Raw genomic sequence first — 18,000 nt, forward strand, 5'->3', positions numbered from 1 at the left:
AGAAATGGTTGGTGCCGCATGAAAGTGCTCTTCATGATGCCGTTCGGCGTGTCGAGCTTCTCCGCCCCCATCAAGATCAAGGCTTCGTCTTGGTGTTAGTGCCAGATGCACGTCACCTTGCGGTGCAGGAATGGAGTGTGAACATGAAAGCAGAAACGGAATCGCGGATTTTTTCGGTGGACGAATATGTCCGTCCGTCTAACGGCGAACCGATCCGTTCAGTTGTTCTGGAGACCAACGATTCTGTCGTTGTAGTTTGGCACGCCTACCCTAGGCAGGAAATAGCTGCCCATGTCCATCCTCACGGCCAAGATACTTGGACGGTTATCTCAGGTGAGGCCAAGTATTATCAAGGCAACGGCGTAGAAATTCATCTTAAAGCTGGAGATATTGCCATTGCAAAACCTGGGCAAGTACATGGTGCCGTGAACTCTGGTCCAGGACCTTTCATATTTGTCTCCGTGGTTGCGCCGGGCAGTGCAGGTTTTGCGTTATCTGAGAAATAGGCGAAAGGCCTGAGAGGAACCTGATGAATACACGAGTATTTACGTTCGCTGGTGGAGAAACGGGGGTTTGGCGCGTTGTTGCGATGAATGCCGTGGCAGGAGCCCCTCTCCCTGGAATCCCACGGCTCAACGTAGCCGCTGGCTCTGTTTCGCCGCAGCCTCCGGGCACCAAATGGCTCCTTCGCGGGATAACGAGTAACGAGCGCTATGTCGTGCGTGAAGAGAAGGATCGTCTCGTGGCGAAGCAGCCAAGCTTGGGTCGAGCAGAGGCTACCTGCGCCGCCCTGATCCCTATCCGGAAAAACCCCTCATGGTGGGGACTGTCTCAAGACGAACGCCGGAAGATTTTTGAGGAACAGTCCCGTCACATTCACATCGGGCTCCAATATCTCCCTGCTGTGGCCCGCCGCCTCCACCATTGTCGGGACCTGGGCGAGAACGAACCCTTCGACTTCTTGACTTGGTTCGAATATTCCCCGTCTGATGAGACGGCCTTTAACAGGCTTCTGGCCGAACTCCGAGCCTCGGTGGAGTGGCAGTATGTCGACAGAGAAATCGACATCCGGCTAGTGCATGAGCCGGCCTAGCATCAGGTTTAACTTCGATCTACGTGCGGCACACTCCTGCGACACCCGCAGCCCAGCAAAACCCCGAAAAATCTAGTGTGTCGCATAACTTAGGAGTAACGCGACAGGTATGTCTAGCGAGCCACTAGTCGCTTAAGAACTTTTCTACTTATAGCCTCCTCTTTCTCTCATCGATCTCCTCGGCATCCTGCCGTCTAGAGCCGGCACATTGTCCAGCTTTCGAATGAGGCTCTCCAGCTTTTCCAAGTCGCCCTCGGCAATGGCTCGCTCGTCGGGAGTTAAAGGCACGGCCTCCAAGTACCGTCCGATAGACGATTTGCTTTCCAATGCTTGGGCCCTTGCGCTGGCTTTCGGCAAGTTGAAGTCACACCCCGCACAGGCCATGCGATGTGGGCAGCTGCTCCAGAAGGGATTTGAACAATACGAGTCGCCCAAGTCATAGAAGGTGTAGGGGGCATCTGAATGGCGAACAATTACGTCATGATCGATCAAAACGGAGACCATATGGGCCATTTGATCGGCTTTAACGAAGGATGCTGCCAGCTTGGTAGGCCGAATTCGAATGTAATGCAAAGTCGAATTCGGCGAGCTATGTCCCGACCACTGCATTAGCTCGATCAGCGACATGCCCTGAGGGACGCTGGCGAGCGCCGTCACTGCGGAGGCACGTCCCCGGTGGCTGGTGATTCGCCCGCGACTGTCCTCCAGTGGCACACCCGCCTTGGCGCATAGCATTGGAATGATGGTGCCATTAATGACACTGGAGCCTATGCGCTTGCCTCGAAACTGAAATAGGTAGCTAACTTTTTCCCCGGTTCGCTCATCCAGCAAAGCGGCCTGGTTAGCAGGCCTGTCCTCCAGCCAGGCGTCAATGCGCTCCTTCACGACCACCGCTACAGGTTTGACGAAAGCTTTGAACGTCTTGCTGGCAGGAATATCGAGATAGCATAAAGTTTTTGCTGGAACGATGGTCCCATCCTCGTGTACCACATCATTGGTCTGAGGATGCGCGCATCTTTTATCCAAGCGCATGATTTCATTGCTGCGCAAACCAGCGTGCGTCCACACTACAGCAATGGCTTGAACCATCGACAGCGGATAGTGAATCTCCGAAAGCAGATCACTACGCTCAAGATTTAGACTCGCCCAAATCAGCTTGAGCCAGGTCGAGTCATCAATTACCCGCGGGTTGATACCCGAGTTGAATGTCACGGATCGCGGGGTGGCGAGGTGATGCCGGGGGCTGAACTTCAAACGACCCCATCCCCAGAGTTCAAAGTCTGTAAAAAATCGTCGCAAGGCATGTAGAAAGCCGCGCTTCGAGTTGGCAGCGATAGGCTGACCAAGCCCCTTTAGCTGTGTTCCCTTCGCTGACTCCAAAGCCCACTCACCGACCGTCATCCGGTCGACGGCAGCAATAAATGCAGCGCAAGTGGACATGCTCCAATCGGTAGGCGCCGCCATTCCTGATTGCTCGCGCGCTAGCCAGACACCGGTCCTCAAGATAAAACTGTAATTGCTTTCACGTGTGCGTGGACGCAAGGTGGAAGTGTCTCGCCATCGACGGCACCACATTGCCCAAGTCGGATCGATGCCTTCGATGCTTTTCGCCCGCCAACAGGTATAGCCTCGCATGCGTAAAGGTTTCGCCAAAATCCCCATGGCAGCGAGGCCGTGAGATACCTTTCCGACCGATCTCGCGACACCTTCGCTTCGATGCTGTTGGCCCTTCAGTAGCAGTTCCTCGGTGAATGTCTCCAACCGCGGATCGCCGTTTTCCAGCATCAAGGCACCCAGCACGTTGGAAAGGAACTGCTCAAGATGGCGAGCAGCGTAGCCCAGCGATCTCAACGCTTGGCTCAAGCGAACGTGCTCATGTCTGAACACGGCATGGCCGAAGATAAAAGAAGCATATATCGCCGGCTGCCGGAATTTGGCGATACGCTGCGGGGTTCGAAAATCGCCGAGATGGTAAGCAACGGAAGCGAGATATGGTCGTGATCCTGCTCGATTACTGAGCAAGGTCAACCACTGCGACTCAGACCAACACCAGTAGGGTTTACCGGTTTTGCTGACATTCCAGAGAATGACTGCCACTGATGAAATGGCTAATCGCTGAGAAACGCCGCTGTGCGCCGCTATATCAGCTAGCGGCCTCATGAGCTCAGGTATCTCTGATTGGAGGTAGCCCCAGTCTGAACGGTGAGAGCGATTCGAAAGTATGCTCAGCTCGATTTTCGATAGATCGCTCTGACGTACGTACTTGCTCGCGTCGAACGGAACATAAGGGGTGACTGAGGGGGTGCTCATAGCAATGCCTCAGACCCAAAGAGTTCACAGAACATCCGAGCTTCGAGACTGCCGACGGAGTGCGCCATCTTTGCGGTTAAATCCGCGCCAGATAGGTGCAGGTAAATCAAAGTGGTTTTGGGGTCTCGATGTCCAGCATACGTGGTCAGTTCATGGAGCTTCCAGCCCGCACGGGCCAGATGGGTAAGCCGAAGGTGGCGAAAGGTATGAGTGCTCAGGTGCGATAGTTTCGCTTCCTTGGCCCACCCTTCAACCGTTTTACTCCACGCCCAACGGGACAGTGGCGAGCCTCGATTACGATCTGATGCTGATCGAAACAACGAACCTCGCATCCAGCCAGCGCCGCGAAGAGCATGTAGATGCTCTATCAAGACAGGTGCAATGTCTGGGCTGTAGCACACGACGCGGCTGCGTTTGCCTTTGGTCGTTTCCGCTCGCACCGAGATCAGTCGGTGTGCAACGTCTAAATCCTCAATACGCAAGGCCACCAACTCGGCACGGCGAAGAGCCCCGAAATACGCCAACGACAGCATTAGTCGATCACGGATAGACGACCTGGCCGCAATACTGAGAAAGTGTCGCCACTGCTCATCGGTGGGAATGTCTGGCAACTTAATCAGCCGTGGGAGCAAGCCCCTGACAAACCCTCCATGTCCAGGCACTTGGGCCAGCCGACCATGCTGTCCGCGGGGCACGGGGTTGTGCTCGCAAAGACCCTGAAAAACGAGGTGGTCGTACCACAACCGGATAGCAGTAAGCCGCTGGTGCAAGGTTGAATTCGCCACCGCGCTCTTTGCGCCAGGTAGCAGCTCACGGATGTAGAGCGTGACTTGTTCGAATGTCGCGGATTCGGGTTTCAGCCCACTCCCTTCGCAATGCAATAAGTAATGCGCAAGGGCACGGCCATAGGCGTCAAGGGTGGCCGGCGCACGCCCCAGATTACCCAAGAGCTCCAGCCAAGCTTGTACACTGGAATAACGACTTAACACTTGCTTGTGCAATGGGGTGGTGGTCATGGGCGCCCCCTGAGCGTCAACGGATTCAGCCTAGCTCAAAAGCATTCCACCTAACTTAATACAGCGCATAATTGCTGCTGAATGCCAGCACGCCGTGCGCCTGCACCAGGTCGCGGATCTTGAAGAAAGGCTCGCCCATTCCAATGCCCAGCGCCTTGGCCTCGTTGCTGCGGCTCACCACACAGCCGTCGTTGTATCTGAATGACGCTAACAGTTAGTAGTGCATAACATATTGATATTTAACGATATTGTTACGCTAACAATTTTTCGTCCTTCGCAGCCTAAATCAGGGCTTTTCAGTCCGACCCACCCCCATGCGGCCAACTAGCTGCCCGCCTCGAATGTCGTGTCCCTGGGGCCGCGAGGCCCCAAAAAACTTTGAATGAACTTCATGAGCGTGCACATCTGTTGTCGGCTGGAGTCGTTCGGTTGTTCGGAAGAGCAGGCGAAACCGAAAAGCACACGGAGTCCTCGCATAACGTCCTTGGCTCGCAGCACTATTACGGAGACCGAAGCGTTCCCGGCCAATCAGGGCTGCTGAGAGGGCCTACATCACCGACACTCCCGGCCTTCTCCGCACCCTGGAGCGCCAAGGTACTTTCGGCCGGCCAGGCGCTCGGGCAGCCAGATGAGCAAGGGTGCCGCCCCCAGTGCCAGCAATAGCCACAGTCTGGAGAACTGCTCGCCATGCGGGTCGAAGCCATAAGCCAGCAGCCCGCCGAGCGCGAGCAACAGGAAGTACGGCGCCGTGAGGTAGCAGTGAAGTCGGCGGCAGCGTGCGGCATTGACCAGGCAGGCGCCACCCATCACCGCCAGCGCGGCGCTTGCGGCCAGGAATAGCGTGGGGTGTCGATCTGCCAGAAGAATGGTTAGCGTCGCGACAACGGCAGGCAGCCCCCAGAAGCTGATCACCTGCCATGTCTGGCGCAGGCTGTCACCCCTGCCGAGTTCATTAGTCTTAATGTTCATGTTTGCACCTCGCATTCTTTACCCGGCGCAGCAGGACAATTGCTTCACGTCCTTACTGAAGGTTTGCGCCGCGAGCTTCAGGCCCTCGACCATGGTCAGGTAGGGGAACAATTGGTCGGCTAGTTCCTGCACCGTCATCCGGGCGCGGATGGCGAGGGCGGCCGTCTGAATCAGCTCGCCCGCTTCCGGGGTCACTGCCTGCACGCCCAGCAGTCGGCCCGAGCCCGTTTCGGCGACCAGCTTGATGAACCCCCGTGTGTCAAAGTTCGCCAGAGCGCGCGGCACGTTGTCCAGGGTCAAGGTGCGGCTGTCGGTTTCGAGGCCGGCTTGGTGCGCTTCCGCTTCGCTGAAGCCGACGGTGGCCACCTGCGGATCGGTGAACACCACGGCCGGCATGGTGTCGAGATTGAGCATTGCCTCGCCGCCGGTCATGTTGATCGCCGCGCGATTGCCGGCCGCCGCCGCGACATAGACGAACTGCGGCTGGTTGGTGCAGTCGCCGGCCGCATAAATATCCGCTTTGCTGCTGCGCATGCCCTGGTCGATCTGGATGGCACCGCGTTCATCCAGCTGCACGCCGGCCGCTTCCAGGTTCAGGCCGTGGGTGTTGGGCGTGCGTCCGGTGGCGACGAGCAGTTGGTCGACCCGCACTTCACCGTGCTTGGTGGTCAGCACGAACTCGCCGTTGGCATGGGCCACCTGGCTGGCTTGCGTCTGTTCCAGCACTTCGATGCCCTCCAGGCGGAAGGCCGCCGTCAGCGCTGCGCCGATGGCCGGATCTTCACGGAAGAACAGCGAGTTGCGCGCCAGGATGGTGACGCGGCTACCCAGCCGGGCAAAGGCTTGCGCCAGCTCCAAGGCCACCACGGATGAGCCGATCACGGCGAGCCGTTGCGGAATACTGCTGCTTGCCAGCGCCTTTTCCGAGTTCCAAAAGGGGGTATCTTGCAGTCCGGGAATCGGCGGCACGGCCGCACTGGCGCCGGTGGCAATCAGGCAGCGGTCGAAGGTCACGATGCGCTCGCCCCCCTCGACCAGTTCCACACTGAGCGTGTGGCTGTCCTGGAAGCGGGCGGAGCCACGCAGCACGGTGATGGCTGGGGTGCTTTCCAGAATGCCTTCGTACTTGGCGTGGCGCAGTTCGTCGACACGACCCTGTTGCTGGGCGAGCAACCGTTCGCGCAAGACAAGCGGCGGCGTGGCGGGCAGTCCGCCATCAAACGGACTTTCGCGGCGCAGATGGGCCACGTGCGCGGCGCGAATCATGATCTTGGAGGGCACGCAGCCGACGTTGACGCAGGTGCCGCCGATGATGCCGCGCTCGATCAGGGTGACGCGGGCCCCCCTTTCTACCGCCTTGAGCGCGGCCGCCATGGCGGCGCCACCACTGCCGATAACCGCCACGTGAAGCCTGTCACCCTCTTTCCCGGCGTCAGTGCCACCGCTCAGCCAGCCCCGTGCCTTATCGAGCAGGCCGGGACGGGTAGGTAGCGTGATGTCTTCGAACGCCGCTCGATACCCCAGGGCCTCGACGGCGGCCTGCATCTGTTCACGGCTTACGGCCTCGTCGACCTTCAATTCGGCCCTCCCACTGGCGTAGGAAACATCCGCCCGATGCACGCCCGGAATCTTCTCCAAGGCCTCTTTCACATGCACGACACAGGATGCGCAGGTCATGCCAATGATTTTCAGTTCGGTCATAACGTTACTCATTGAATCGTCTCTTGTCAGGTTCACTGGTTTGGCGGCGTCGGACAGGACGCCGGGGAGCAACGGCGGTGCGCGGGCGACACGAAGTCCCAGATGGACACCCCAAACATGACGGCCAGGCCGATATAGAGCAGCCAGCCGCTCCGCCAGCCGTGAGCCAGCATCAAAAACACCGCTACCAGCACCAGGGCCGGGCCGATCAGGCCAGGCGCAGCGCGTCGCCACTGCCGGTGACTGAACCAGCCGAGGGCATTGACGAGCAGAGCCACGCCGGCAAACAACGGCAACAGCGTGGTGATGAACAGGCCTTCCCATTGGCTCAAAAAGCCCAGTCCGATCGTGGCGCCCAGGCTGGCAAGGGCGGGAAAGCACGAGGCGCAACCTATGGCGGAAACCAGCACGCCGACGGAACCGGCTTTGTCACCGATCCGTGTGAACAGATTGAAAGAATTTGCCATCGGAATGCCCGCCTATTGCTTGACGCTGGACGGGTAGCCGGCGTCCTCTGTCGCCTTGGTCAGCGCCTGCGCACTGGTCTTGGCATCGTCGAAGGTGACGATGGCTTCGCGCTTCTCATAACTCACCTCGGCCTTGGTCACGCCCTCGACCTTGGTCAGCGCTTTCTTCACCGTGATTGGGCAAGCGGCGCAGGTCATGCCCGGCACCGACAGGGTGATGATTTGGGAGGCGGCCCACACTGGGGAAACCACGGCAATGAGGGCGAGAGCGGCAAGCAGCTTTTTCATGACCAACTCCTGATTAGTAGAACAAGGGGAGGATGTAGGGGAAAGCGAGCGCGACCAGCACCAAGGCCGTCACGACCCAAAAAACGAGCTTGTAGATGGTGCTTACCTGGGGATCAGCGCAGACCTCACCGGGTATGCAGACTTGAGCCGGGCGGAAAATGCGCCGGTAAGCGAAGAACAGCGCAACCAGTGCCGCGCCAATGAAGAACGGGCGGTAAGGTTCCAGAACGGTGAGGCTGCCGATCCAGGCACCGCTGAAGCCCAAGGCGATCAGCACCAGCGGCCCCAGGCAGCACGTGGACGCGAGGATTGCCGCCAGACCTCCAGTGAGGAGTGCACCGCGCCCATTTCGCGATTCAGACATACGTTCATCCTTCCGAGTGGTTGATCGATGGGTTAAGGTTATTTCCGTAGTTAGGTACGGGGTCAAGCGGCATGCACAACGCGGTGGAAAGCCTGACCATCGGCGCCTTTGCCAAGGCAGCCGGGGTTAACGTGGAAACCATTCGGTTCTATCAACGCAAGGGGCTGTTACCCGAACCGGACAAGCCCTACGGCAGCATTCGCCGCTATGGCGAGGCGGATGTCGCACGGGTGAGATTCGTGAAGTCCGCGCAACGGCTGGGCTTTAGCCTTGATGAAGTGGCCGGACTGTTGCGACTGGACGACGGCGCGCACTGCGACGAAGCGCGTGTGCTCGCCGAGCAGAAGCTTGAGGATGTGCGTGAGAAACTCGCGGATCTTCAGCGGATCGAGTCGGTCTTGGCGCAGCTGGTTGATGACTGTTGCGCGAGCCAAGGGACAGTGAGCTGTCCGCTGATCGTTTCGCTGCAAGCGAGCAAGTGACCGCCCGCACTTCGCGCGTTAGCCCACGATTTCCCGTTTGTCAGGGCTCTCTGTTTGTCGGTCTGAAGGTGGAAAGAGCGGCGCTCATTGAGCGCCGCTGACTGGGCAAAGGAGCACTTGCAAAGGCCCTAGGTTGGTACTGCTATTTGCCCTTGTGCATCAGTGGGGCGGGCCCACGTTGCATCTGGTCGAGTAGCACATATCTACCTTGCAGGCGGACAGCCGGGCTGCGCTTCGCTTCGCCACGGCCTGCCGCCGTGGCGCCCAGTTGTTCAATCTTCTTGACGGTTTCCGCCACTAGGATTGCGTCAGCCTTGTCGCGCATGGAGACAATCTGCTCGGTCGCTCTCGTGACATCGTGATCGCCGCCGTACAGCCCGTCGCCTCTGAGAAGGTCATGCAGGTGATGGATCGGATCAATTCCAAGTGGGGTCGAGGCACGCTCCGCCTGGGCGGGGTGCCGGTGACTCCTGACTGGGGATGTGTCGGGAAATGCTCGGCCCAAGCTATACCACACGGTTAGATCAGCTCTGGACAGTGAGGTGAGGCACACCCCAGCGCTGCTAGGAAGCCGGCTTACTGCTCAGAAGAACCACCTTACCAGTGGCTACGCCCTTCAGTTGAGCTAGTTCGAGAATCAGGGTCTGATTCACTGAGGCCAGTCGAGCCAGATCCTGGCTTAGCTGTGCGTTCTCCGCGCGCAATGCTCTGTTCAGCTCCCTCTCCTTCAACAATGCTTGGTGCTTCGAATCGCGCTGTGCTCGGACTGATTTCCCCATCAGACCACGAATGCGTTCAGCCACGGCTGGGTAGGTGTTGTGGATGAGACCTGGAGTGACCCCTGCCGCTTTCGCTACGCCAGAAATGGACAGCTTTCCGTTTGTTGAAAGGATGCCGTCGATGACCTTATCGAGCATCTCCGAGGTCTTCTGTCTGGAGCGTCCGGAGGATCGTTGCGCAGTTGGCTTATTGGTCAAAGTCGGCACCTTCAAGTTCGCGTTGGGTCACTGTCGCGAGCGTCCAAAGGAGACAGGCCAAGGCTGCTGATTACGTCGAATGCGACCTGCATATCACGTTTTGCCCGTTGCCTTACAGCCGGCCCGGCATCGTCGATTTCCATCAGCTCCAGCTGATGCGAGTAGATCCCCTGCCACGTGGTGGCAAAGGTCTCGTCAATCACAGAGTGTTTGCAGCCAGGACAACGGGTTGCCTCATACAAACCAGCCCCACCACAGCCCCGTTCTGTCGCGATGCACCAGCCATGACCAGTCGCTCGAATGTTTGCATGGGGGGCTGTCTGGGCCAGCAAGGCACTCCGATCTTTGATCGGAATGGCACGTAGCTCCATGATCCTCTCACCCGCCCCTCCAGCAAGTGGCTGATCATCCAACCACGACTCGATGAGATCGATCTTGAATTCCGTCATCTGTTGGAGGATTTCATCGAACAGGGTGAGATCCTGTAGGGGGTTGGAGGCATAGAGCTGAGTCATGCTCATACTGCTGTGTTTGAACTGCCACTTGAGGAAGACGAGCGAGGTACGCCCCATGCGAGACTCAACGAAGCACCGGGCATAGGTGCGACGGCACTGGTGAGTCCGCAATGGCCAATCACTTCCAGCCGCTTTTGCGACGCGCTTGAAGGCTTCATTGGAACCTGCGGCGCTGAGCACTTCGATGTGTCCAACACGTTCGGCTTTGTTGCCGTACCCATTCAAGCAGAGGAACAGTCTCTTCGAGTCCTTTCTGGCTTTCTCCAATCGAAGCAAAAGATCAGCGGAGTCAACTGAATTGCATGACAGTTCAAGGTCACTCAACTCCGCCTCGAGCTCCCTTCTCATGGGGGTTGAGCACATGGCGAAGAGATTCAACGCATCCAGCGTAAGCTCAGGGACAAGATAGTCGACTCGTCCCTTTCCCGTTTTATGCTCGGTCGTGGTTACCCAGCAGTAAGTAACGCCATCCACTACCTCTTTTCGCCACGCACCGACTTCAATCCCGATGACCTCTTCGTTACGCATGCCACTGGTAATGGATGCAATGTACAAAACAGCATCGCGGCAACGAATCATTTTGGGGCTGCGGCGAGTGAAAGTGTCAATTCCGGTGGCTTTCAGATCTTCTTTCGTCTTATGAACGATCTGCTCGCAATAGTTGAAGATCTTCGCCTGATCATCTGGCGGAATTATATCCGTTCTACCCGTATTCTTATTGGCAGCCGAAGTACCCCTTGCTTCTCCAATTCCGCTGACTCGCCACAGGGACGAGTCCCCCCACGGAAAACACTGAAGAGGGGAAAGGGTTTCGGCAGAGAATATCCATAAAAAGTCAATTATCCGCAGCCTGGAATAAAGAGGCATTGGTCTTAACGACTCTGACTTGCAATGGTGAATATAATTACTAATGTGTATGGGCCGAACATCGGAAAATCGTTCAAGCTCTAAATCGCTAAGCCAACGAATAAATGGAATGACACTGGCACTGACGAGAGTTGTAATACCCCGTGCGACAGGTGGCTTTGACCCTGGAAGCCCTCTCTTGAACCATGCATACGCAACTGCTTTGCAGTCATCAATCATCTCAGGTGGGAGATTAAAATCCCAACTGACGTACTTGTGCCCCTCGTTTACGTTAGATTGATCAAAGAAAGGTCGAAGATCCCAGCGAGCATCGCCAAAGCGGCTTAATACAAGAGTTTCGCCACGATCATTAACAATGGCACTAATAACTATCGCATCACGCTCAGCCTTGCTGAGGCCCGAGGCAGTTACAGGTTGCGCGAATAGCACATCATAGGCCTTAAGGGCGGCCCTAGAGTTCCGATTAGCCGACAAGAGCGTCACCTCGAACTTTCCTCATAAACTCAATCTTGCATCCCCAGAACGGATGAGGGGACGCTTTCGCTTTGGCTTTAGCCGCTTCGATCAGTTCAATCTTGAATTTTCGAGACGTAAACTCGTCAATAAGCCTGATGAAATCGCCCTGGCGTTTCCGCCATGCCGCCCACTCATCCGTTAAAAAATACTCCATCTCAGCGTGCAAAAACTGCTGATAGCTGAACAGTCGATACAAGTCTCCGAGAGTCCCTACAATTGCGTAACTAGGACATGTCAAGCAATGAATGAACTCGGAACAATGGGTAACGCCATCTTTGGGTGCCAGGCTTCCATAGAGGCTATCTTTGCAACCTCCTGGGGGTGTCGGTGTGACGTTGATGCCACGCAGCTGATCGGTGAATGCTTCCCCTACGAAGGTGGCACCCTCAACCTTGATCTCGTCATTTATCTTCAAATAGTGGTTATCAGCAACGCTAGGGGAATGGCCCATCACAGCGGACACCTCCAGTAGGTCGCCGCCGCTGAGCTTCCAAAGCCTACTTTCCATAGTCTTTCGAAGACGACTGAGATTAACGATCAGCGGTTGGCCCTGATCGTCCTTCAAAGCATGCCGCGCACAGATACTCTTTGTTGATTGAAATAGCGTACTGGAAGCCAGCGCGACTACCCTATGACCATGCCCATTCTGTCCGGCGCGGTAAAGCCAAACATGCGACTTAAGCTTTTCAGGCGCAAACCCAACCAGTGGCTCAGAAATTGCCAAAGCCTTATTTACAACAGCCACCCCATCTAAAGGAATTGGGTTATATCCGTCATGCAGTTCAGTTTTTCGAATGGTTTTGCTCTGAGCACCCTTGCCGCGTCTTTTTACGGTGTTCAAGAGCCAAAGATTGGGGATGAATGGATGCGGCTGGAGTGCATCTCTAGACATTTCCAGAAGCGGCGTAGTGTTAATTCCAGATCTGGCCGCAGTAATCAGCAATAAGACCGTCATTGCTTCGGCGTCATTTCCAGAGAATAAGCCCTTATGAATGGCTACTAAATCTGACTTTAGCGCAGTGATGAGCCCCTGCATTTCCGAGAGACTGAGCGGCTTCGCGTCATTGGTCGATTTCGCGGTATGGGGGAAAGGAACGGCTGGAAGTAGATCATCTTTATCCGCCTCAACGAATCCGTATTCAATTAGGCTGATGATCAATGACTTCAGCGACGTGTAATAGTTCTTCGCAGTTGACCCGTTTGGATACTTGAGCTTAAGCCACGAAACATATCGCTCAAGATGCCGCTTGGTCAGGCTGTTCGGGGTTGACGGCGGAGAATCAATCGTTCCGCTTTTCAGGAAGGCCATGAAATATCGAAGGCCATTGCTGGAGTACCCTACAAGAGTGGCCAGGGAGAAATTCCCTCCATTGACCAGTGCTCTGATTACATGAATACTCTGAATAGCCCATGCGTCAAAGCCAAACCCAATGTACTGAGAGTGATCAATCTTAGTTACATTCCGGGGATTTTTCGGAAGATCGATTCTAAGCTCATTCTCTACGGTCTCGAATCCTTTAGTGACCGATTGCATTTCAGCTTTATAGTTTTTCTTTCGGGCCAACAGTAGTACCTCAGATGCTTGGAGTAGAGACGGCCATAAACATCATGTCTATCTCGTCTTCATGAGCAAGGACAGACTGAGCCTCTAGCTGATTAATGAGATGCAGGTACACCATCGTTGTTTGAACGTCGGAGTGTCCCATCCTGTCTCGGACATAGAGCAATGGCTCTCCTTTAAAGTCTCGGCTTTTCCTCAGGGCAAGAAGGGTATAAGTCCCATAGGTATGACGAAGCATGTGGGCCCTAACATAAAATCCGCACTTGCGCTCATACGCCTTCATCACGTCGACGATGGAGTCTTTCGTGTACTGCCGCCCCTCCCTTGTCAGCACCAAGGCCGTGGCGCGCCCGTTGCCGGCCGCTTTCCGTACTTCGCGCTCATGAAGCGTGTACGACCACATTTCCTCCATCAGCGACCAAGGCACGTCAATTGTTCGAGGGCGGCCGTACTTGAGATGCATGTCCGATGGCTCGAGAGCCACGCTGATCATTTGCCCAGGGCGGAGGCCCTTCTTCAGCCGAGGATTAAAGACGTACTTGAAAGGGAAAGTGCGCGCCTCGCAGGAGCGAAGACCAGTGCGAACCATCAGATGGAACAAGATCCGGTGACTTGGATCGGCATCGAGGGCGAGGCAAACCTTAGCCTGATCTTTGGTCAGGAATTTGGTCAATCGCTTACGCTCTCGCACCATCACTGAGGGCTTCGTACTCTCGGCGTTAGGACGAGCTACGTGACTGAGGAAGCCGGAATGCGGAGTCGCTCTGACCCTTCGCTCGCCAAAGGGCAGCGCTGCGATCAGATCACGCTGCTTGGCCCATTGGTAGAACCTCACAATTAGGTTCAGTCGCTTGTTCAGAGTGCTGGGATCTAGTTCCAACTCACCGCTCGACCAGTCTCTATACCGCGACAGGACGCTCAGGCCATCTGCCTGACTCTCCTCATTCCAGGCCAGACCATTGGCCTCGAGGAAGGCGAAGTAGTCGAACAGACGGCGTCCATAGGCCTCCCACGTCAGAGCACTGAGTGCCTCACCTGACTCGACTAGCGTGTGCCAAAGGAAAGATTGCGCCGGCTCCACTGGCCAACCGTCGGCGCCAACCAACAGAGGGAAACCTTCGAATGATCGACCCGCTACAGCAAGGTCTTTTGTTGCGAACACCAGCCTCATTTCACAGCCTTAAACACCATCCAGATGACTCCCCTTCAGAGGCTGGAATGTAATTTCTCAGGCTTCTATCAAGGTGGTGCGGACTGTAATTCATTTACTAACGGAAGCAATCCCTCAGATCGTTGTTGCTCAGCACCACCATCGGCACCGCGCGCAGATCGGGGCGGAACAGCCGTTCGCAACTCACGTAGAAGTTGTTGCAGTCCACCAGGGCATAGGTCGGCATCAGAACCCCGGCAGCTTGTGAATGCAGCGCGTCACCACGCCGAACACCTCCAGGTCCTCGCCGTCGCGCAGGCGAATGTCCGGGTAGGCCTTGTTCGCCGCGCGCAGCACCGGCGCGCCGTGCTCATAGGCCAGCTGCTTGCAGGTGAACTCCCCGTTCACCACCGCTACCACCACCATGCCCGCGCGCGGCGTGATCGAGCGATCCACCACCAGGATGTCGCCGTCGAAAATCCCCAGGCCGGTCATACTGTCCCCCACCACCCGTAGAAAGAAGGTGGCCGCCGGGTGCACCACGCACAGCTCGTCCAGCGAGAGACTGGCCTCGATATGGTCCTCAGCGGGGGAAGGAAAGCCGGCGGCAACGCGGCTCAGGAACAACGGCAGCCGCAGACCTGGCCGCGACGGGCGGCCGATCACTGTCAGGGCCATAGATAACCTCACGAATACTGTATATTAATACAGTATTATCAAACCCCAACCTTGGCAACGACAACAGGCGGGGGGCACCCTATGTGCGGTGGCGTCGAAGTGGGGGTCGTCTCAGAAAACGGAAAATAAAGCACGCTAAGGCATAGCCGAACCTGCCAAGCTTGCTCCACCCTGTAGTGACGCGATCAGCGGGCAGGAAACGTTCCCCCTTCGCGCATGGCAGGCGCACACCAACTCAGACAGCACGGCCTCCATGCGCGCCAGGTCAGCCATTTTCTCGCGCACGTCCTTGAGCTTGTGCTCGGCCAGACTGCTGGCTTCCTCGCAATGGGTGCCATCCTCCAGCCGCAGCAGCTCGGCGATCTCATCCAGGCTGAAGCCCAGCCGCTGGGCTGATTTCACGAAGCGCACCCGCGTTACATCCGCCTCGCCATAGCGGCGGATGCTGCCATAGGGCTTGTCAGGCTCCAGCAACAAGCCCTTGCGCTGATAGAAACGGATGGTCTCCACATTGACCCCGGCCGCCTTGGCGAAAACGCCAATGGTCAGGTTCTCCAAATTGTTTTCCATATCGCTTGACTCCGTACATGAGTACGGAAGTAAGGTTACGCTATCCAATTTCAATTCGAAAGGACAAGCGCATGTCTGAACCAAAAACCGGGCGCGGCGCGCTCTTCACTGGAGGGCTTGCCGCCATCCTCGCCTCGGCTTGCTGCCTCGGGCCGTTGGTTCTGATCGCCTTGGGGTTCAGCGGCGCTTGGATCGGCAACTTGGCGGTGTTGGAACCCTATCGCCCCATCTTTATCGGCGTGGCGCTGGTGGCGTTGTTCTTCGCCTGGCGGCGCATCTACCGGCAGGCAGCGGCCTGCAAACCGGGTGAGGTCTGCGCGATTCCCCAAGTGCGAGCTACTTACAAGCTCATTTTCTGGATCGTGGCCGCGCTGGTTCTGGTCGCGCTCGGATTTCCCTACGTCATGCCATTTTTCTACTGATCGGAGTTCACCATGAAGAAACTGTTTGCCTCCCTCGCCCTCGCCGCCGTTGTTGCCCCCGTCTGGGCCGCCACCCAGACCGTCACGCTGTCCGTACCGGGCATGACCTGCTCCGCCTGCCCGATCACTGTCAAGAAGGCGATTTCCAAGGTCGAAGGCGTCAGCAAAGTTGACGTGACTTTCGAGACACGCCAAGCGGTCGTCACCTTCGACGATGCCAAGACCAGCGTGCAGAAGCTGACCAAGGCAACCGCAGACGCGGGCTATCCGTCCAGCGTCAAGCAGTGAGTCACTGAAAACGGCACCGCAGCACAACGGACGTCATTGTCTGGCGCCACAAACGATAAAGGATCTGTTGCATGACCCATCTAAAAATCACCGGCATGACTTGCGACTCGTGCGCGGCGCACGTCAAGGAAGCGCTGGAAAAAGTGCCAGGCGTGCAGTCGGCGCTGGTGTCCTATCCGAAGGGCACAGCGCAACTCGCCATCGTGCCGGGCACATCGCCGGACGCGCTGACTGCCGCCGTGGCCGGACTGGGCTACAAGGCAACGCTAGCCGATGCGCCACTGGCGGACAACCGCGTCGGACTGCTCGACAAGGTGCGGGGATGGATGGCCGCCGCCGAAAAGCACAGTGGCAACGAGCCCCCGGTGCAGGTAGCGGTCATTGGCAGCGGTGGAGCCGCGATGGCGGCGGCGCTGAAAGCCGTCGAGCAAGGCGCGCAGGTCACGCTGATCGAGCGCGGCACCATCGGCGGCACCTGCGTCAATGTCGGCTGTGTGCCGTCCAAGATCATGATCCGCGCCGCCCACATCGCCCATCTGCGCCGGGAAAGCCCGTTCGATGGCGGTATTGCGGCAACTGTGCCTACGATTGACCGCAGTAAGCTGCTGGCCCAGCAGCAGGCCCGCGTCGACGAACTGCGGCACGCCAAGTACGAAGGCATCCTGGGCGGTAATCCGGCCATCACCGTTGTGCACGGTGAGGCGCGCTTCAAGGACGACCAGAGCCTTACCGTCCGTTTGAACGAGGGTGGCGAGCGCGTCGTGATGTTCGACCGCTGCCTGGTCGCCACGGGTGCCAGCCCGGCGGTCCCGCCGATTCCGGGCTTGAAAGAGTCACCCTACTGGACTTCCACCGAGGCCCTGGCGAGCGACACCATTCCCGAACGCCTTGCCGTAATCGGCTCGTCGGTGGTGGCGCTGGAGCTGGCGCAAGCCTTTGCCCGGCTGGGCAGCAAGGTCACGGTCCTGGCGCGCAATACCTTGTTCTTCCGTGAAGACCCGGCCATCGGCGAGGCGGTGACAGCCGCTTTCCGTGCCGAGGGCATCGAGGTGCTGGAGCACACGCAAGCCAGCCAGGTCGCCCATATGGACGGTGAATTCGTGCTGACCACCACGCACGGTGAATTGCGCGCCGACAAACTGCTGGTTGCCACCGGTCGGACACCGAACACGCGCAGCCTCGCGCTGGACGCAGCGGGGGTCACTGTCAATGCGCAAGGTGCCATCGCCATCGACCAAGGCATGCGCACGAGCAACCCGAACATCTACGCGGCCGGCGACTGCACCGACCAGCCGCAGTTCGTCTATGTGGCGGCAGCGGCCGGCACCCGTGCCGCGATCAACATGACCGGCGGCGATGCGGCGCTCGACCTGACCGCAATGCCGGCCGTGGTGTTCACCGATCCGCAAGTGGCGACCGTGGGCTACAGCGAGGCGGAAGCCCACCACGACGGGATCGAGACCGACAGCCGCACCTTGACCTTGGACAACGTGCCGCGTGCGCTCGCCAACTTCGACACACGCGGCTTCATCAAGTTGGTTATCGAGGAAGGCAGCCATCGGCTGATCGGCGTACAGGCGGTCGCGCCGGAAGCGGGTGAACTGATCCAGACGGCGGCTCTGGCCATTCGCAACCGCATGACGGTGCAGGAACTGGCCGACCAGTTGTTCCCCTACCTGACGATGGTCGAGGGGTTGAAGCTCGCGGCGCAGACCTTCAACAAGGATGTGAAGCAGCTTTCCTGCTGCGCCGGGTGAGAAAAAGGA

Annotated in this window: 20 protein-coding genes and 2 pseudogenes; 7 read left to right on the forward strand and 15 right to left on the reverse strand. The window is 57.6% G+C overall.

The annotated features are described in order from the left end of the window. The first annotated feature begins 143 nt into the window (after positions 1–143). Positions 144–506, forward strand: a complete 363-nt coding sequence (locus PSPA7_RS30565) for a cupin domain-containing protein (protein WP_071534424.1) — start codon at positions 144–146, stop codon at positions 504–506. 83 nt (positions 507–589) lie between these two features. Next, positions 590–1,093, forward strand: coding sequence for a chlorite dismutase family protein (locus PSPA7_RS00395; protein ID WP_011914408.1), 504 nt, complete (start codon positions 590–592; stop codon positions 1,091–1,093). Between the two features lie 144 nt (positions 1,094–1,237). On the opposite strand, the gene PSPA7_RS00400 is transcribed toward PSPA7_RS00395, so the two are convergent. The 8 genes from PSPA7_RS00400 to merT (PSPA7_RS00425) all read right to left on the reverse strand — a co-directional run bounded on the left by PSPA7_RS00400 (position 1,238) and on the right by merT (PSPA7_RS00425) (position 8,208). Further along, positions 1,238–3,403 (reverse strand): site-specific integrase, encoded by a 2,166-nt coding sequence (locus PSPA7_RS00400; protein WP_011914409.1) that lies wholly within the window; start codon positions 3,401–3,403, stop codon positions 1,238–1,240. Continuing rightward, positions 3,400–4,419 (reverse strand): tyrosine-type recombinase/integrase, encoded by a 1,020-nt coding sequence (locus PSPA7_RS30570; RefSeq protein ID WP_079262147.1) that lies wholly within the window; start codon positions 4,417–4,419, stop codon positions 3,400–3,402. The genes PSPA7_RS00400 and PSPA7_RS30570 overlap by 4 nt, the downstream gene beginning before the upstream one ends. Before the next feature lie 55 nt (positions 4,420–4,474). After that, positions 4,475–4,597: a hypothetical protein gene (locus tag PSPA7_RS31910; RefSeq protein ID WP_432212398.1), complete on the reverse strand. Its 123-nt coding sequence runs from the start codon at positions 4,595–4,597 to the stop codon at positions 4,475–4,477. A gap of 374 nt (positions 4,598–4,971) precedes the next feature. Then, positions 4,972–5,388 carry a hypothetical protein gene (locus PSPA7_RS00405; RefSeq protein ID WP_008567175.1) on the reverse strand — a complete coding sequence of 139 codons (417 nt, stop codon included), beginning with the start codon at positions 5,386–5,388 and terminating at the stop codon, positions 4,972–4,974. Positions 5,389–5,406: 18 nt separating this feature from the next. Beyond that, positions 5,407–7,089 carry a mercury(II) reductase gene (gene merA, locus PSPA7_RS00410; protein ID WP_008567178.1) on the reverse strand — a complete coding sequence of 561 codons (1,683 nt, stop codon included), beginning with the start codon at positions 7,087–7,089 and terminating at the stop codon, positions 5,407–5,409. Between the two features lie 32 nt (positions 7,090–7,121). Next, positions 7,122–7,556 carry an organomercurial transporter MerC gene (gene merC, locus PSPA7_RS00415; RefSeq protein ID WP_008567179.1) on the reverse strand — a complete coding sequence of 145 codons (435 nt, stop codon included), beginning with the start codon at positions 7,554–7,556 and terminating at the stop codon, positions 7,122–7,124. 12 nt (positions 7,557–7,568) lie between these two features. After that, entirely contained in the window at positions 7,569–7,844 is a 276-nt protein-coding gene (gene merP, locus PSPA7_RS00420) for a mercury resistance system periplasmic binding protein MerP (protein ID WP_008567180.1), read from the reverse strand. A 13-nt stretch (positions 7,845–7,857) separates the two neighbouring features. Next, positions 7,858–8,208, reverse strand: coding sequence for a mercuric ion transporter MerT (gene merT, locus PSPA7_RS00425; RefSeq protein ID WP_008567181.1), 351 nt, complete (start codon positions 8,206–8,208; stop codon positions 7,858–7,860). Between the two features lie 71 nt (positions 8,209–8,279). On the opposite strand from merT (PSPA7_RS00425), the gene merR (PSPA7_RS00430) reads away from it, so the two are divergent. Together merR (PSPA7_RS00430) and PSPA7_RS30580 are read left to right on the forward strand one after the other, a co-directional pair. Next, the gene (gene merR, locus PSPA7_RS00430) at positions 8,280–8,690 is read left to right on the forward strand and encodes a mercury resistance transcriptional regulator MerR (RefSeq protein WP_008567182.1); all 411 of its coding nucleotides are present in this window, start codon (positions 8,280–8,282) and stop codon (positions 8,688–8,690) included. A gap of 358 nt (positions 8,691–9,048) precedes the next feature. After that, positions 9,049–9,236, forward strand: a pseudogene (locus PSPA7_RS30580) (DUF4113 domain-containing protein); the annotation flags it as partial. A 17-nt stretch (positions 9,237–9,253) separates the two neighbouring features. Here the strand turns inward: PSPA7_RS30580 and PSPA7_RS00440 are convergent. From PSPA7_RS00440 to merR (PSPA7_RS00470), 7 genes and pseudogenes are all read right to left on the reverse strand, one after another. Continuing rightward, complete coding sequence (locus tag PSPA7_RS00440) at positions 9,254–9,607, reverse strand: hypothetical protein (protein WP_008567186.1); 354 nt, start codon at positions 9,605–9,607, stop codon at positions 9,254–9,256. A 71-nt stretch (positions 9,608–9,678) separates the two neighbouring features. Then, positions 9,679–11,532 carry a site-specific integrase gene (locus PSPA7_RS32590; RefSeq protein WP_010794483.1) on the reverse strand — a complete coding sequence of 618 codons (1,854 nt, stop codon included), beginning with the start codon at positions 11,530–11,532 and terminating at the stop codon, positions 9,679–9,681. Next, positions 11,513–13,129, reverse strand: coding sequence for a site-specific integrase (locus PSPA7_RS00450; RefSeq protein ID WP_011979104.1), 1,617 nt, complete (start codon positions 13,127–13,129; stop codon positions 11,513–11,515). The genes PSPA7_RS32590 and PSPA7_RS00450 overlap by 20 nt, the downstream gene beginning before the upstream one ends. 10 nt (positions 13,130–13,139) lie before the next feature. Then, positions 13,140–14,297: a tyrosine-type recombinase/integrase gene (locus PSPA7_RS00455; RefSeq protein ID WP_010794485.1), complete on the reverse strand. Its 1,158-nt coding sequence runs from the start codon at positions 14,295–14,297 to the stop codon at positions 13,140–13,142. Between the two features lie 118 nt (positions 14,298–14,415). Next, positions 14,416–14,523 (reverse strand): annotated as a pseudogene (locus PSPA7_RS32785) (Y-family DNA polymerase); the annotation flags it as partial. Continuing rightward, entirely contained in the window at positions 14,523–14,954 is a 432-nt protein-coding gene (locus PSPA7_RS00465) for a LexA family protein (protein ID WP_034065824.1), read from the reverse strand. The pseudogene PSPA7_RS32785 and the gene PSPA7_RS00465, both read right to left, overlap by 1 nt. A 135-nt stretch (positions 14,955–15,089) precedes the next feature. Further along, entirely contained in the window at positions 15,090–15,524 is a 435-nt protein-coding gene (gene merR / locus PSPA7_RS00470; protein ID WP_003131969.1) for a mercury resistance transcriptional regulator MerR, read from the reverse strand. A 71-nt stretch (positions 15,525–15,595) separates the two neighbouring features. Between merR (PSPA7_RS00470) and merT (PSPA7_RS00475) the strand changes: the two genes are divergently transcribed. The 3 genes from merT (PSPA7_RS00475) (at position 15,596) to merA (PSPA7_RS00485) (ending at position 17,991) form a co-directional block, all read left to right on the forward strand. After that, positions 15,596–15,946 carry a mercuric ion transporter MerT gene (gene merT / locus PSPA7_RS00475; RefSeq protein ID WP_003131974.1) on the forward strand — a complete coding sequence of 117 codons (351 nt, stop codon included), beginning with the start codon at positions 15,596–15,598 and terminating at the stop codon, positions 15,944–15,946. A gap of 12 nt (positions 15,947–15,958) precedes the next feature. After that, a complete protein-coding gene (gene merP / locus PSPA7_RS00480; protein WP_003131987.1) occupies positions 15,959–16,234 on the forward strand; it encodes a mercury resistance system periplasmic binding protein MerP in 276 nt (91 codons plus the stop codon). A 71-nt stretch (positions 16,235–16,305) separates the two neighbouring features. Further along, positions 16,306–17,991, forward strand: coding sequence for a mercury(II) reductase (gene merA / locus PSPA7_RS00485; RefSeq protein ID WP_003158917.1), 1,686 nt, complete (start codon positions 16,306–16,308; stop codon positions 17,989–17,991). Positions 17,992–18,000 lie beyond the last annotated feature (9 nt).

The organism is Pseudomonas paraeruginosa PA7 (genome assembly GCF_000017205.1).
Classification (GTDB): Bacteria; Pseudomonadota; Gammaproteobacteria; order Pseudomonadales; family Pseudomonadaceae; genus Pseudomonas; species Pseudomonas paraeruginosa.

Bases quoted from the DNA above. Each gene is read 5' to 3' on its own strand.
- merT (WP_003131974.1), top strand. From the start codon at position 15,596: ATGTCTGAACCAAAAACCGGGCGCGGCGCGCTCTTCACTGGAGGGCTT.
- PSPA7_RS00400 (WP_011914409.1), bottom strand. From the start codon at position 3,403: ATGAGCACCCCCTCAGTCACCCCTTATGTTCCGTTCGACGCGAGCAAG.
- PSPA7_RS00440 (WP_008567186.1), bottom strand. From the start codon at position 9,607: ATGCTCGATAAGGTCATCGACGGCATCCTTTCAACAAACGGAAAGCTG.
- merP (WP_008567180.1), bottom strand. From the start codon at position 7,844: ATGAAAAAGCTGCTTGCCGCTCTCGCCCTCATTGCCGTGGTTTCCCCA.
- PSPA7_RS30570 (WP_079262147.1), bottom strand. From the start codon at position 4,419: ATGACCACCACCCCATTGCACAAGCAAGTGTTAAGTCGTTATTCCAGT.
- merA (WP_008567178.1), bottom strand. From the start codon at position 7,089: ATGACCGAACTGAAAATCATTGGCATGACCTGCGCATCCTGTGTCGTG.
- merR (WP_008567182.1), top strand. From the start codon at position 8,280: ATGCACAACGCGGTGGAAAGCCTGACCATCGGCGCCTTTGCCAAGGCA.
- PSPA7_RS30565 (WP_071534424.1), top strand. From the start codon at position 144: ATGAAAGCAGAAACGGAATCGCGGATTTTTTCGGTGGACGAATATGTC.
- merT (WP_008567181.1), bottom strand. From the start codon at position 8,208: ATGTCTGAATCGCGAAATGGGCGCGGTGCACTCCTCACTGGAGGTCTG.
- merP (WP_003131987.1), top strand. From the start codon at position 15,959: ATGAAGAAACTGTTTGCCTCCCTCGCCCTCGCCGCCGTTGTTGCCCCC.
- PSPA7_RS00455 (WP_010794485.1), bottom strand. From the start codon at position 14,297: ATGAGGCTGGTGTTCGCAACAAAAGACCTTGCTGTAGCGGGTCGATCA.
- PSPA7_RS00395 (WP_011914408.1), top strand. From the start codon at position 590: ATGAATGCCGTGGCAGGAGCCCCTCTCCCTGGAATCCCACGGCTCAAC.
- PSPA7_RS00405 (WP_008567175.1), bottom strand. From the start codon at position 5,388: ATGAACATTAAGACTAATGAACTCGGCAGGGGTGACAGCCTGCGCCAG.
- merC (WP_008567179.1), bottom strand. From the start codon at position 7,556: ATGGCAAATTCTTTCAATCTGTTCACACGGATCGGTGACAAAGCCGGT.
- merA (WP_003158917.1), top strand. From the start codon at position 16,306: ATGACCCATCTAAAAATCACCGGCATGACTTGCGACTCGTGCGCGGCG.
- merR (WP_003131969.1), bottom strand. From the start codon at position 15,524: ATGGAAAACAATTTGGAGAACCTGACCATTGGCGTTTTCGCCAAGGCG.
- PSPA7_RS00465 (WP_034065824.1), bottom strand. From the start codon at position 14,954: ATGGCCCTGACAGTGATCGGCCGCCCGTCGCGGCCAGGTCTGCGGCTG.